The 13,199-nt window shown below is 69.1% G+C and carries 12 protein-coding genes; 5 read left to right on the top strand and 7 right to left on the bottom strand.

Features of this window, described 5'->3' with window-relative positions:
- Positions 1–2: 2 nt before the first annotated feature.
- Positions 3–878: a ParB/RepB/Spo0J family partition protein gene (locus ACZ5PO_RS07785; RefSeq protein ID WP_464191968.1), complete on the top strand. Its 876-nt coding sequence runs from the start codon at positions 3–5 to the stop codon at positions 876–878.
- A 210-nt stretch (positions 879–1,088) separates the two neighbouring features.
- Complete coding sequence (locus ACZ5PO_RS07780; protein ID WP_464191966.1) at positions 1,089–2,342, top strand: IS4 family transposase; 1,254 nt, start codon at positions 1,089–1,091, stop codon at positions 2,340–2,342.
- A gap of 118 nt (positions 2,343–2,460) precedes the next feature.
- On the opposite strand, the gene holA is transcribed toward ACZ5PO_RS07780, so the two are convergent.
- Genes holA through leuS form a run of 3 tightly spaced genes read right to left on the bottom strand, consistent with a single transcriptional unit; the run spans position 2,461 to position 6,708 of the window.
- Complete coding sequence (gene holA, locus ACZ5PO_RS07775; protein ID WP_464191964.1) at positions 2,461–3,495, bottom strand: DNA polymerase III subunit delta; 1,035 nt, start codon at positions 3,493–3,495, stop codon at positions 2,461–2,463.
- 23 nt (positions 3,496–3,518) lie between these two features.
- A complete protein-coding gene (locus tag ACZ5PO_RS07770) occupies positions 3,519–4,088 on the bottom strand; it encodes a hypothetical protein (protein WP_464191962.1) in 570 nt (189 codons plus the stop codon).
- Complete coding sequence (gene leuS, locus ACZ5PO_RS07765) at positions 4,075–6,708, bottom strand: leucine--tRNA ligase (RefSeq protein ID WP_464191960.1); 2,634 nt, start codon at positions 6,706–6,708, stop codon at positions 4,075–4,077. Before leuS ends, ACZ5PO_RS07770 begins: the two co-directional genes overlap by 14 nt.
- 260 nt (positions 6,709–6,968) lie before the next feature.
- On the opposite strand from leuS, the gene ACZ5PO_RS07760 reads away from it, so the two are divergent.
- On the top strand, positions 6,969–7,694 hold the full coding sequence (locus ACZ5PO_RS07760) for a YggS family pyridoxal phosphate-dependent enzyme (protein ID WP_464191958.1): 726 nt from the start codon (positions 6,969–6,971) through the stop codon (positions 7,692–7,694).
- A 9-nt stretch (positions 7,695–7,703) separates the two neighbouring features.
- On the opposite strand, the gene ACZ5PO_RS07755 is transcribed toward ACZ5PO_RS07760, so the two are convergent.
- Both ACZ5PO_RS07755 and ACZ5PO_RS07750 read right to left on the bottom strand, forming a co-directional pair.
- Complete coding sequence (locus ACZ5PO_RS07755; protein ID WP_464191956.1) at positions 7,704–8,879, bottom strand: calcium:cation antiporter; 1,176 nt, start codon at positions 8,877–8,879, stop codon at positions 7,704–7,706.
- A gap of 333 nt (positions 8,880–9,212) precedes the next feature.
- Entirely contained in the window at positions 9,213–9,797 is a 585-nt protein-coding gene (locus tag ACZ5PO_RS07750; RefSeq protein WP_464191954.1) for a L,D-transpeptidase family protein, read from the bottom strand.
- A 202-nt stretch (positions 9,798–9,999) separates the two neighbouring features.
- Here ACZ5PO_RS07750 and ACZ5PO_RS07745 point away from each other — a divergent pair, with 202 nt between their 5' ends.
- Complete coding sequence (locus ACZ5PO_RS07745; protein ID WP_464191952.1) at positions 10,000–10,686, top strand: response regulator transcription factor; 687 nt, start codon at positions 10,000–10,002, stop codon at positions 10,684–10,686.
- A 10-nt stretch (positions 10,687–10,696) separates the two neighbouring features.
- Positions 10,697–11,155, top strand: coding sequence for a Crp/Fnr family transcriptional regulator (locus tag ACZ5PO_RS07740; RefSeq protein ID WP_464191950.1), 459 nt, complete (start codon positions 10,697–10,699; stop codon positions 11,153–11,155).
- 99 nt (positions 11,156–11,254) lie between these two features.
- Here the strand turns inward: ACZ5PO_RS07740 and ACZ5PO_RS07735 are convergent, their stop codons facing one another.
- Together ACZ5PO_RS07735 and ACZ5PO_RS07730 are read right to left on the bottom strand one after the other, a co-directional pair.
- Positions 11,255–12,070, bottom strand: coding sequence for an exodeoxyribonuclease III (locus tag ACZ5PO_RS07735; RefSeq protein ID WP_464191949.1), 816 nt, complete (start codon positions 12,068–12,070; stop codon positions 11,255–11,257).
- Between the two features lie 71 nt (positions 12,071–12,141).
- Positions 12,142–13,077: an outer membrane lipoprotein carrier protein LolA gene (locus ACZ5PO_RS07730; protein ID WP_464191947.1), complete on the bottom strand. Its 936-nt coding sequence runs from the start codon at positions 13,075–13,077 to the stop codon at positions 12,142–12,144.
- Positions 13,078–13,199 lie beyond the last annotated feature (122 nt).

Below are 13,199 nucleotides of genomic sequence, written 5' to 3'. Positions count from 1 at the left end.
TCATGGCGGACGAAGCGCGGCCTAGACTGGGCCGAGGACTCGCCGCGCTCATCGGCGACGTGAGCGACGAAATGCAGTCCGCCGACCGCTCGCGGGCGCCGCAGCGACGTGTGCCGATCGAGCTGATCAGGCCCAATCCGCGCAATCCGCGCCGGCACTTCGTCGACGAGGATCTCGACGAGCTCGCGGCCTCGATCCGCGAGCGCGGTGTCATCCAGCCCATCGTCGTGCGGCATATGCCGAACCTGCCCGACGTGTTCGAGATCATCGCCGGCGAACGGCGCTGGCGCGCCGCCCAGCGGGCCGGCCTGCACGACATGCCCGTCGTGATCATCGATGCCGACGATCGCACCTCGCTGGAGCTCGCCATCGTCGAGAACGTCCAGCGCACGGACCTGAACCCGCTCGAGGAAGCCGCGGGCTACCACCAGCTCATCGGCGACTTCGGCTATTCGCAGAACGAGCTGGCGCAGATCATCGGCAAGAGCCGCAGCCACGTCGCCAACACGCTGCGCCTGCTCAAGCTGCCGGACAGCATCAAATCGCTGGTCAACGAGGGCTCCCTCTCCGCCGGCCACGCCCGCGCCCTGCTCTCCGTGGCCGAGCCCGAGGCCGTGGCGCGGCGTATCATCGACAAGGGCCTGAACGTCCGCGACGTGGAGCGCATCGCCCAGGAGGAGACCGAGCACGAGGTGAAGAGCTCGGTCGCGCGCCTGAAGCCGGAGAAGGACGCCGACACGCGGGCGCTGGAAAAGGCGCTGGAGGATGTCCTCGGCCTGTCCGTGCGCATCGACCACCGCGGCGAGCGCGGCGAGCTACGGCTCCGCTACAGCTCACTGGAGCAGCTCGACTCCCTGTGCCAGCGCCTGCGCGGGTAGGGTTGCAGCGGTAAGGCGCGTCGCGCCCCCTCCACCATGCTGCGCATGGTCCCCCTCCCCCGCTCCGCAGGGGCTATCGCATTCACAGAAGTCGGTTGCTGAGTTTTGGCGAGTCAGCTTCCTTGAGCCGATTGGTTCGCGGGAGCGTGAGATGATGGAAGGCTTGCTGGGGCGGTTTGGCGACCGCCGCCTGCAAAAAGGGGGGCCTTTTTGCTGGACCGTCTGGTGGCGCTGGGCGGCCGCGGCATTCGGGTGCGGCGGCTTGGCGGCGACCGGGCTGGGGAGATCCGCCTGACGCGGTTCCTGCGCAATGGCTCGGTCAGCCCCGAGGAGATGGTGCGGACGGCGGCAACGGGGCTTTCGGCGCGCACGGCGGGGCGTCATGTCCTGGCGATCCAGGACACCACAGTGGTGCGTTCGGCGGGCGGCGGCGGACTGTACTTGCACGCGGTGCTCGGGGTGGATGCGAGCGACGGCGCGATCCTGGGCCTGGTGCACGGGCAATTCCTCACCCGGACCGAGGGCAAGAAGGCGACCCGCCGACACAAGCTGATCGAGGACAAGGAGAGCTATCGCTGGCTCCAAGGGGCCGAGCGGGCGGCGGAAGTCTGCGCGGCGGCCGCGCGCATCACGGTGATCGCCGACCGGGAAGGCGACATCTTTCAAGCCTTCGCCCGCCGCCCGTCTGCGGTCGACCTGCTGGTGCGGGTCGCCCAGGATCGGGGCCTGGACAACGATAAGCGACTGTTCGCCACGATCGATAGCCTCGCTCCAGCGGCGCGCGCCGAGCTCGCCCTTCCGGCCAAGCCCGGACGCAAGGCACGCACGGCCCAGTTGGCGCTGCGCTTCATGGCGGTGACGCTAGCGCGGCCCCGCAATGGCTTGGTCGGCGACGCCCCAGCCAGCCTCAGCGTCAATCTGGTGGACATCCGCGAGACCAGCCAGCCGGCGGGCGAGGAGCCCATACACTGGCGGCTGTTCACCACCCACACCGTCACCAACGCTGCCGAGGCTCTGACGGTTGCCGATCTCTACCGTCGTCGCTGGATCATCGAACAGTTGTTCCGCACCCTCAAAACTCAGGGCTTCGACATCGAAGGCCTGCGTATCGAGGAGGAGCGGCCGCTGTCCAACATGGTCATGGCCGCTCTCGTTGCCGCCGTCATCGTGCAACAGATGGTGCATGCCCGCGATGGCTCGATCCGACCTGTCACCGACGCCTTCGAGCCCGAGGATATGCCCCTGCTGGAGGCCTTCTGCGCCAAGCTGGAAGGCAAGACCCAACGGCAAAAGAACCCCCATCCCAAAGCCTCGCTCGCCTATGCTGCATGGGTCTGCGCCCGCCTGGGGGGATGGACCGGCTATTACGGAAAACCTGGCCCCATCGTCATGCTGAACGGATGGCTCCGCTTCAATGACGCTCGAGACGGCGCTGCCCTAACTGCCCAATCCACACTTACGTGAATCCGATAGCCCACAAGGGGGAGGGGGACCGCCGAAGGCGGTGGAGGGGGTCGCGTGGGGGAAGGAGGAGCTTCGGTAGGACGTAGCGCAGTCCGACGATCACCAGCGCAAAATCAGATCACCGCATGCGGCCGGCGGCGCGGCGGGCGGCGGCGGCGACGCTCCAGATCGTCGTCTCGGCGGTCTCGGCGGCCAGGGCGGGCATCCGGCGGATACGACCGACCGCACCGCCGCAGTCGCGGATCGCCTTGGCGAGCGCCGGCGACGTCCACAGGCGCAGGTGGCGCTCGACCAGGGCCTTGCGCTTGAAATGGACGCGCATGCCCGCGACGACGCTTTCCGGCGTGCCGCCGCGGTCGATGGCGATGCGGCCGCCGGCGAGGCTCACGGCGTGGCGGAGCAGGAACCCCATGATGACGCCGGCGTCCATGCCCTCACTGCGCAGCTTGGCAAAGGCCTGGTCGGCCCCGGGCAGATCGCCGGCAAAAGCCGCGTCGACCAGTTCGTCGGCGGCGATCGCCGACACGTCGCCCACGGCGGCGGCGACATCCTCTTCCGTCACACGGCCTTGGCCATGGGCGTAGAGCACCAGCTTCTCGAGCTCGTTGCGGCTGGCCAGCCGGTCGCCGCCGAGCAGCGCCACCAGTTGCTCCCTGGCGTCGCGATCGATCTGCAGCCCGGCCTCGCGCAGGGTGGCGTCGACGAGCCCGGCCAGCTCCCGCGGCCCGTCCGCATAGCAGGGAATGGCCAACGCGGCGGGCGAGCGTTCGCAGAGGGTTCGCACCGGCGACGTGCGCGCCAGGTCACCGGCCTCGACGACGACGATGGCGTCCTCCGGCCGGGTCTCCAGGATGGGCGTGAGCGCCGGCACCAGGCTGCGGCCCGTCGGCTTGATCCAGATGGCGCGGCGGCCGCCGAACAGGCCGATGGTATTGGCCTCGTCGGCGAGTTTTAGCGGATCGGCCGCGACGCCATCGCCCTCCAGCCGTACCAGCTGGAAGGGGTCGGCCGGATCGTCCACCGCGTTCTCGGCGATCCGGCGGGCGCGCTCGGCCACGAGGCCGCTGTCGGGGCCATAGACGAGCACGACCGCAGCCTTGAGCCGCTTCTGGTCGAGGACGCCGGCGATGTCGCCCGGTTTGACCGCAACCATCGACGTGCCTCGGGCGCCGCCGCCTATTGCGGACGGCTGGCGAAGTAGGCGGCGAGCTTGGTCTGCAGCTGCTCGGCCAGCACCTTGGAGGCACGGATCTGGGCGTCGCGCGCGGCGCGCACGTCCTGGAAGCGCTGCGGCGTGCGGTCGTAGCCGGCCGACGCCTTGGCCTGCCCCTGCATCACCGTCGCGCCGCTATTGGAAGCGATGAGCTTGTAGTCGGCTGTGAGGCTCAGGATGGCCGCGACGGCCTGGCCGGTGCTCTGGTTGACGCTCGAGGTGGCGAGCGCCTCCGTCAGCGTCATCTCCAGCCGATACTGCTTCACCGCGGCGGTGCCGCTGCCGTTCAGATCGAAGTTGAGCTCGTTCTCGACGTAGTGGACCAGGCGCTCCTGGTTCGCCTTGGGGGTGATCGCGACGTCGACCGCGGCCAGCTGATCCCGGACGCTGACGCCCGATGCGGTCGGGCCGTAGAGCGGTCGGAAGCAGCCGCCCAGCAAGAGTGCGGCCGCCAGCGTGGCGGCCGTAGCGAACAAGCGGGAGCCGCGGTGGCGGCGCGGGCGGCCGGATCCGCCGACATCAAGCGACGACATTCACGATCCTTTGCGGGACAACGATGATCTTCTTGACCGGTGCATCGCCGATGGCGCGCCGGACGGCGTCGAGGTTCAGGACCGCGGCCTCGATGGCGGTGCGGTCGGCGTCGCGGGCGATGGTGATGTCGGCGCGGCGCTTGCCGTTGACCTGGACGGGCAGGGTGATCTCGTCCTCGACCAGCAGGCTGCGGTAGGCCTGCGGCCACGGCGTCTCGGCGACCAGCGCGGTATGCCCCAGCTGCTCCCAGCAGGCTTCGGCCAGGTGCGGCATCATCGGCGCAACGAGCTGAACCAGGATGTCGGCCGCCTCGCGCAGGGCGAAGCCCATGTCGGCGGGCACCTCGCCTGCCTCGCGGGCGCCGGCGAGCGCGGCCTGGAGCGCGTTGGCGAGCTCGTAGATCTGGGCGACGCAGCGGTTGAAGCGCAGCCGCTCGATATCGTCCTCGACGCCGGCCAGCGCCCGATGCGTCGCCTTGCGCAGCAGGAGGGATTCGGGCCCGAGCGTGCTCTCGGCGCTGGCTTGCGGCTCGGCTACGGCCTCGACCACGTCGTTCACCAGCCGCCACAGGCGCTGCACGAAGCGCCAGGCGCCCTGCACGCCCTCCTCGCTCCAGATCACGTCGCGCTCGGGCGGCGAGTCGGAGAGCATGAACCAGCGCGCCGTGTCGGCGCCGTAGGCGGCGATGATGTCGTCCGGATCGACGGTGTTGCGCTTGGACTTCGACATCTTCTCGATCGAGCCGATCTCGATCGGAGCGCCGGTCTCGGCATGCACGCCGCGGCGGTCGGCGCCGCTGCCGTCGATGCGGACGTCGGCCGGCTGCACCCAGGCCCCGTCCGCGTCCCGGTAGGTCTCGTGAACGACCATGCCCTGGGTGAACAGGCCGGCGAAGGGCTCGTCCAGGCCCACGTGGCCGGTGGCCCGCATGGCCCGCATGAAGAAGCGCGAATAGAGCAGATGCAGGATCGCATGCTCGATGCCGCCGATGTACTGGTCGACGGGCATCCGCTTGCCGGTGATGGCGGGGTCGCTCGGCGCCGCCTCGTCCCACGGATCGGTGAAGCGGACGAAGTACCAGGACGAGTCGACGAAGGTGTCCATGGTGTCGGTCTCGCGGCGCGCCGCCGCGCCGCAGGCGGGACAGGCCACGTGCGTCCAGGTCGGGTGCCGGTCGAGCGGGTTGCCGGGCACGTCGAAGGAGACGTCCTCCGGCAGCGTCACCGGCAGCTGGTCGACGGGCACCGGCACGATGCCGCAGGCCTCGCAGTGGATCACCGGGATCGGGCAGCCCCAGTAGCGCTGGCGCGAGATGCCCCAATCGCGCAGGCGGAAGTTCACCTTGCGCTCGCCCACCGGCCGGTTGCCGAGGCTCGCCGTCTCCAGCCGCCGCGCCACCTCCTCCTTGGCCGCCGCAATGGTCATGCCGTCGAGGAAGCGCGAGTTGATCAGCCGGCCGTCGCCGTCGTAGGCGGTATCGCCGATCTTGAAGGTGGCGGGGTCCACATCCGGCGGGCACACCACCGGGGTCACGCCGAGGCCGTGGGCGTGTACGAAATCAAGGTCGCGCTGGTCGTGCGCCGGGCAGCCGAAGATGGCGCCCGTGCCGTACTCCATGAGCACGAAGTTGGCGACGTAGATGGGCAGCTCCCAGGCGGGGTCGAAGGGATGAACCGCCTTGAGGCCGGTGTCGAAGCCCTTCTTCTCGGCCTTGTCGATGGCCTCCTGGGCGGTGCCGGTGCGGCGGCACTCGGCCACGAAGGCAGCCAGCTCGGCGTTGTCGGCGGCCAGCGCCGCCGCCAGCGGATGGTCCGGGGCCACGGCGATGAACTGCGCGCCGAACAGCGTGTCGGGCCGCGTCGTGTAGACCTGGATATCCGCGGGCGCCACCACGCCGGGCTTGCCGTGCACGGCGAAGCGCACCAGCAGGCCCTCCGACCGGCCGATCCAGTTGCGCTGCATCACGCGCACCTTCTCCGGCCACCGGTCGAGGCCGTCCAGCGCGCTGTTCAGGCTCTCGGCATAGTCGGTGATCTTCAGGAACCACTGGGTCAGCTCGCGCTGCTCCACCAGGGCGCCCGAGCGCCAGCCGCGGCCGTCGATGACCTGCTCGTTGGCGAGGACGGTCATGTCGACCGGATCCCAGTTCACCTTGGCGGTCTTGCGGTCGACCAGGCCGGCGGCCAGGAAATCCAGGAACAGCCGCTGCTGATGCTTGTAGTAGGCGGGATCGCAGGTGGCGAACTCACGCGCCCAATCGAGCGACAGCCCCATCGACTTGAGCTGGTTCCGCATCGTGGCGATGTTGGCGTAGGTCCATTCCTTCGGATGAACCTTGTTCTGCATGGCGGCGTTTTCCGCCGGCATGCCGAAGGCGTCCCAGCCCATGGGATGAAGGACGCTGAAGCCTTTCGCCCGCTTGTAGCGGGCCACCACGTCGCCCATCGTGTAGTTGCGTACGTGCCCCATGTGGATGCGTCCCGACGGGTAGGGAAACATCTCCAGCACGTAGTAGCTCGGGCGGGGGTCGTCGTTCTTCGTCGCGAAGAGCTTGTGATCGTTCCAGGCGGCCTGCCAGCGGGGTTCGGCGTCCTTGGGATTATAGCGCTCGCGCGTCATCGTGCCTGTCGTCTCGGACCGGGTGTCTTCTTGTCAAGCCGCGGGTGATCGCGGCTTGCGTCGTCAAGTCGGCGCGGACTAGGACACGATTGCTCGCAGCGGTCAATGCGGGGCGCCGACCGCATTCTAGGGCGCATTCGTTGCGACTCTGTTCACCGGGGAACCGTGGCCCGCGGGTGACGCGTCGGCAGCTCGCGCGCGTCCTGCCATTGGGTGAGTCCACCCAATCGCGAAGCGCTCTAGGTCCAGGGGAGATGATGATGAGTTCTGCTGATCTGCCGCCGACAGCCGCCGATCATGGACACGGGACGGCGCCGGCCGATCGGGTGGACGCTTGGGTTGCCGTCCGCCAGGCGTGCGACCGTGCGGCCACGGAGAGCGGCCGCGACGCGGCCTCGGTCCACCTCGTCTGCGTCTCCAAGACGTTCGATGCCGAGGCGATCGAGCCCGTCCTCGCCGCCGGCCAGCGCATCTTCGGCGAAAACCGCGTGCAGGAGGCGAAGGGGAAGTGGCCGGCGCTGCGCGAGCGCTACCCCGGCATCGAGCTGCACCTGATCGGACCGCTGCAGACCAACAAGGTGCGTGAGGCGCTGGCGCTGTTCGACGTCATCGAGACGGTCGACCGGATGTCGCTGGCGGAGGCGCTGGCCAAGGAGATCGAGCGCGCCGGCCGCGCGCCGCGCCTGTTCGTGCAGGTCAATACGGGCGAGGAGGAGCAGAAGGCCGGCGTCGCGCCGGGCGAGGCGGACGCCTTCGTCGCCGCCTGCCGTGAGCGCTACGGCCTGGCGATCGAGGGGCTGATGTGCATCCCGCCGGCCGAGCAGCCGCCGAGCCCGCATTTCGCGCTGCTGGCCAAGATCGCGCGGCGCAACGGCCTGACGAACCTGTCCATGGGCATGAGCGCCGACTACGAGCAGGCCATCATGCTCGGCGCCACGCACGTGCGCGTCGGCAGCGCCATCTTCGGCGCCCGCCCGCGGGTTTGACGAGAGCGCTCAGGGCACGAAGAGGAACAGGATGTAGGCGGCGAACACCACGAGGTGGACGGCGCCATAGAGGATGTTGGTGCGGCCGGTGCCGAAGCTGATGATGCTGACCGCGAGCACCAGCAGCAGCATCATCATGTCCCGCACCTCCAGCCCCAGGGTCATGGCGCGGCCGCTCACCAGCGAGACGACGACCACGGCCGGGATGGTGAGCCCGATGGTGGCGAGGGCGGAGCCGAGCGCGATGTTGAGGCTGGTCTGCAAGGCGTTGCGCTGGGCCGCCTTGATCGCCGCCAAGCCTTCCGGCAGCAGCACCAGCACGGCGATGATGAGGCCGTTGATCGCATCGGGCCGGGGCAGGCCGAGCCCCCAGGTCAGGTCCTCCAGGCGCCTCGCCACGAATTCGGCGAGCAGGATGACGCTGAGCAGGCTGAGCGGCAGGCCGACGAGGCTGGCCAGGAAACGCTCGCGCGCCAGCTCGCCGGAATGGCCGTGGGCGCTGCCGCCCGTGTCCACCTCGGCGAAGTCGGCCGGATGGCGGACGGTCTGCGCGAACAGGAAGGCGCCGTAGAGCAGCAGCGAGACGATCGCCGCGAACATCAGCTGCTCCCGCGAATAGATGGGATCCGGCGTCGTGGTGGTGTAGCGCGGCAGCACCAGGGTGAGCACGGACAACGCCACCAGCACCGAGAGGTAGGCGCTGGTCCCCTGCGTGCGGTGCTCCTGCGTCTTGTGGCGCACGGCGCCGATGAACAGGCAGATGCCGACGAGCCCGGCGCAGACCACCATGATGACCGAGGTCACCGCCTCCCGCGCCAGCGTCGGGTTGGGGTCGGCGTAGAGCATCATCGAAGCGACGATCGTCACTTCGATGGCGGTCACCGAGATCGTCAGGATCAGGGTGCCGAACGGCTGCCCCAGCCGCTCGCTGACGATCTCCGCATGGTGGAGCGCGGCGAACACCGCCCCCATCATGACGATGAGGCCGAAGGCCGGAAAGCCGATCTGGACCCATTCGGGCGCGACCAGGAGCGAGCTCTCGAAATGGTGGGCGAGCACCGTCGTCGTGTATGCGGCGAGCGGAAACAGCACCGCGTAGAGCGGCATGCCCACCTTCGCGCGCAAGGAGCGCGCATCGCCTCGATCAGGGACGGCCGCGTCGGCCTCGAGCTCGCTGCGATCCAAGTTAATCATCGTGCGTCCGCCGGTCCGGTTCCTGGAGCAACGTGCCGATCCAACGGCTTCATCGGATCGAATGGACTTGCTCCAGCTTTTCGAAGCTGGAGCACTTCTCCTGCGATCGGGTGAGTCCATCCGATCGGCAAGCACTCTGCGGTCGCGCCTGGCCTGCTGACAGGGCCTGGCTACCGAGGCCGACCTCTTGCCGGGCAGCGTCGGCGCAAGCTCGCGGCGCAGCATGGCGACTCGGCGGCCTCAATCCGCCGAGAGCATGGTGCCGCAGGCATTCGACGCCGTGGGGGTCTGCGCGAAACAGCTACCCACCGCTCCTCCGCGGGCTCAGTGGATGACGATGCACGTGCCATGCCCGATGCGCTCGAGCAGGGCCCGCATCCGGCCTGGCGGCAGGGCGACGCAACCTTCCGTCGGCGACAGGCCGCGTCCGTGCGCGCGCGTCCCGTCCATCTTCGTCTTGGTCGCGTTGATCTTGGCCATATGCAGAAAGATGGCGCTGCCGCGGCCGCGCACCCGCGGCCGCGTGTTGTGATCGATCTCGATGACGATGTCGTAGAGCCCGTCGTCGCGCCACATGCGCTCGTGGCCGCCGGCGAACGGCCGCTTGACCGGCCGGTTGTAGCTGCGGTGAGCCATGTCGTCGCACCAGGCGTCGTTAGGCGCCAGCGGCCTGATCGGCAGTGCCGAGCGCGGCCGGCGGCCACGGTCGGCCCGATAGAAGACGTGCAGGGCGTGGTAGCGGCCCGTCGGCGTGGCGCCGTCGCCTTCGCGTTTCGCCGCCGCCGTCGTCACGCCGCTGCGGCCGAGCGCGCACGGGAAACGCATCGCGCCGGCGACCATGAGGCCGCGGGTCGGTTGTAGCGGCGAACGGTAGACGTGCAGGACGTTGAGGAGCTTACGTTGGGTCACGATCGAGGCGTCTCCGGCGCGGACGCGGTTGCACCGGGCACGGCCGACACCCCGCCCGGCCGCGGCCGCAGCCGTTCAGCCGAACGAAAAGTCACCGGATCGACGGTGCAAGCCTGCAATTCACCACAAGTGCTTGTTGCACCACAGGCTTTGAATGGTCTACCTCTCGTCGCTGACGTGTTCCGGGGGGAGATTCGCGCGGATGCCTCATCGCAGCCATATCCTGATCGTCGACGACGAGATGGATCTGCGCGATACGCTGACCGAGCAACTGGTGCTCACCGAGGAATTCGCCGTATCCGGCGCCGAAACCGCCGGCGAGGCGCTGGCGACGCTGAACGCCGAGCGTATCGACCTCGTGGTCATGGATATCGGTCTGCCGGACATGGACGGTCGGGATGCGGTGCGGCTGTTGCGTCGCGGCGGTTTCCGCAGCCCGATCATCATGCTCACCGGGCATGCGGGCGACGCCGACACCATTCTCGGGCTGGAAGCGGGCGCCAACGACTATGTCGTCAAGCCGTTCAAGTTCGCCGTCCTGCTGGCGCGCATCCGCGCGCAGCTGCGGCAGCACGAGGCGAGCGAGGACGCGGTGTTCAGCATCGGGCCCTACACCTTCCGGCCCAGCGCCAAGCTGCTCGTCAACGATCGCGGCTCGAAGCTCAAGCTGACGGAAAAGGAAACCGCCATCCTGCGCTTTCTCTACCGCGCCGATCAGAAGGTGGTCGGCCGCGACGTGTTGCTGCAGGAGGTCTGGGGGTACAACGCCACGGTCACCACCCACACCCTCGAAACCCACATCTATCGGTTGCGCCAGAAGATCGAGGACGACCCCACCCATGCCCGCATCCTGGTGACTGAAGCCGGCGGTTACCGGCTCGTGCCCTGATGGGCTGCGGATGTCGCTGGATGCCGATATCAGCCTGCTGACGAAAGTTCCGACGCTATCGGTGCTCGAGCCCGACGCTCTGCGGCTGCTCGCCTTCGCCGCGCAGATCCGGCACGTCGAGGCGGGCGAAGTCCTGTTTCGCCGGGGCGCACCGTCCGACGGCGCCTATGTGGTCAGCGCCGGCAGCATCGCGCTGACGGCGAAGGCCGACGGCGGCGTGGCCGAGCTCTACGCGCCGGTCGGCACCCTGATCGACGAGCTGGCCATGTTCGTGGAAATCGACCGCGACGCCGACGCGGTCGCACGCGAGCCGTCCGACCTCATCCACCTGTCGCGGGAGCTGATACGGCGCGTGCTGCAGGAATTTCCCGCGTCCGCGGTGGCCGTTCGTGACGGGCTGGCACGCCGGCTCAGCGAGATGACCCACGATCTGGCGGCGGTGGGGGAGCGGCTGTTGCGCCTGGGCTAGATGTGAGCGGGATCATCCCGCTCTAAGTCTTTGTTTTGAGCATGATCTTGTCCAAAAGCCGGTGTCCACTTTTCGGGATCATGCTCTAACGGCCGCGGCTCAGACCTGCAGCGTGACGGTGACCGGCACGTGGTCGGACGGCCGCTCCCAGGTGCGTGCGGCGCGGTCGACGACGGCCGCCTGGAGCGTCGGCAGCAGATCCGGCGACAGCCAGACGTGATCGAGCCGGCGGCCACGGTCGTTGACGGTGAAATCCGGCGAGCGGTAGCTCCACCAGGTGAAGACGCGCTCCGGCTCCGGCCGCAGGTGGCGGACCGCGTCGACGAAGCCCGATTCGGTGCGGAACCGCTCGAGCCGCTCGGTCTCGGCGGGGGTATGGCTGACGACGCCGAGCAGCGCCTTGTGGCTCCAGACGTCGCTCTCGTAGGGCGCGACGTTCAGATCGCCGACCAGGATGCTGCGGGCTGCCGCCGGCAGCGTCCGCGCGCTCCAGTCCTGCATCTCGTCCAGGAATGCCAGCTTGTGGGCGAACTTGGGATTGAGCTCGGGATCGGGGATGTCGCCGCCGGCGGGCACGTAGAAATTGTGGACGACGAGGCCCGCGGCCGCGCCGGAACCGGGGCCGAGGCGCACGGCGATATGGCGGCAGTCGTTCTTGTCGCAGAAGCCGATGACATCGGTGCTCGCGAAGGGCAGGCGCGAGAGCACGGCGACGCCGTGGTAGCCCTTCTGCCCGTTGATGGCGATATGCCGGTAGCCGGCGGCGCGAAACTCCGCCAGCGGGAACCGGTCGTCAGGGCACTTGGTCTCCTGCAGGCACACGACGTCCGGCTCGGCCTGCTCCAGGTGGCGCAGGATGTGTCCGAGGCGGAGCCTGACGGAGTTGATGTTCCAGCTGGTGACGACGAGACGCACGGGGGCGGGTTCTTGAGGAGATCGGGCGCCGGGTCAAGCCCGGGCGTGGCAGCAGGGACGGGCAGACGGGCTTAGCGGCCGCCGAACAGCTTGTCGAAGGCGGACTTGGTCTCCGCCGGGGGCGCCTGGGAGGCGCGCCGGCTGAGCCTGACGTTGTAGAGCGCGACGGTGGTGCGATAGCCCTGGGCGTCGACCACGTTCCACTGCTTGAGCTCGTTGGCCTTCGAATCGAAGATGAGCGTCAGCCGCGACGTGCCGCCCAGCGTCGAGCTGTCCTCCACGGTGACGCGCACGATCCCGGTCGGGTCGGTGGTGACGTTGAGCAGCTTGGTGTCGCCGGCGAGGTCGACGCGGTCGCGCAGCAGGAACTTGAGCGGCGTCTGGCCGATCGAATAGACGTCGTTGGTGCCGAGCCGCTTGTCGCGCACCGCCACCGACCGGCCGTCCGCCACCACCTCCAGCGTGCTGGGCGGATCGTATTTGAACATCAGCTGCCCCGGCCGCTTCACGTAGAGCGAGCCCTCCGCCTTCTGGCCGTTCGGGTTGTGCTGGATGAAGTTGGCCTGGATCGCGTCGTAGCTGTTGAGATAGGCGTTGACGCGGGCCAGCGCCGCCGCGGGCGTCGTTGGAATCGGGCTGGCGGCCTCGGCCGCGGTCGCGACCTTGGTCGGTGCGGCCGCTGCCGCCGCTGCCGGCGGCTCGGCCTGCGCGGTGCGGGTCGCCGCCCCGCCGAGATCCGCGGGCCGCCGCGGCGGCAGCGGCACCTTGGCAACGGGCTTGGGTTGCGGCGGCTTCACGGCCGGCGGGGCCGGTGCGGCCGCCGCCGGCGGGGCTGTCGCCGGCTCCTGAGCCGGCGCGGGCTGCTCCGGCGTCCGGCCGAAATCCGGCTTGAACGGGTTCCACTGGGCTGCGGCCGGGGCGCCCGCGAGCAGCAACGTGCCTGCGGCAAGGCACGCCATGGCCATTGCCGGCAAGGTCCGTCCGCACTGCTCGATCGTCTTTGCCACGCCAGAAACCAGATTGGGCGGGCCGCTGCCCGCATGCGATGTATTTAGGCGCACTCCGGTCCGATTGGGAGCCCTGGCGCGCCTCGCGATGAAGGGGAATCACCCGATCGCAGAAGAAGCGC

The sequence above is a fragment of the Chelatococcus sp. KU-N122 genome (assembly GCF_055391085.1).
Note: the sequence above shows the minus strand (reverse complement) of the source record. Positions and strands in the feature narration are given on the sequence as shown.

Bases quoted from the DNA above. Each gene is read 5' to 3' on its own strand.
- ACZ5PO_RS07745 (WP_464191952.1), top strand. From the start codon at position 10,000: ATGCCTCATCGCAGCCATATCCTGATCGTCGACGACGAGATGGATCTG.
- ACZ5PO_RS07785 (WP_464191968.1), top strand. From the start codon at position 3: ATGGCGGACGAAGCGCGGCCTAGACTGGGCCGAGGACTCGCCGCGCTC.
- leuS (WP_464191960.1), bottom strand. From the start codon at position 6,708: ATGACGCGCGAGCGCTATAATCCCAAGGACGCCGAACCCCGCTGGCAG.
- ACZ5PO_RS07740 (WP_464191950.1), top strand. From the start codon at position 10,697: ATGTCGCTGGATGCCGATATCAGCCTGCTGACGAAAGTTCCGACGCTA.
- ACZ5PO_RS07770 (WP_464191962.1), bottom strand. From the start codon at position 4,088: ATGTCGTCGCTTGATGTCGGCGGATCCGGCCGCCCGCGCCGCCACCGC.
- holA (WP_464191964.1), bottom strand. From the start codon at position 3,495: ATGGTTGCGGTCAAACCGGGCGACATCGCCGGCGTCCTCGACCAGAAG.
- ACZ5PO_RS07760 (WP_464191958.1), top strand. From the start codon at position 6,969: ATGAGTTCTGCTGATCTGCCGCCGACAGCCGCCGATCATGGACACGGG.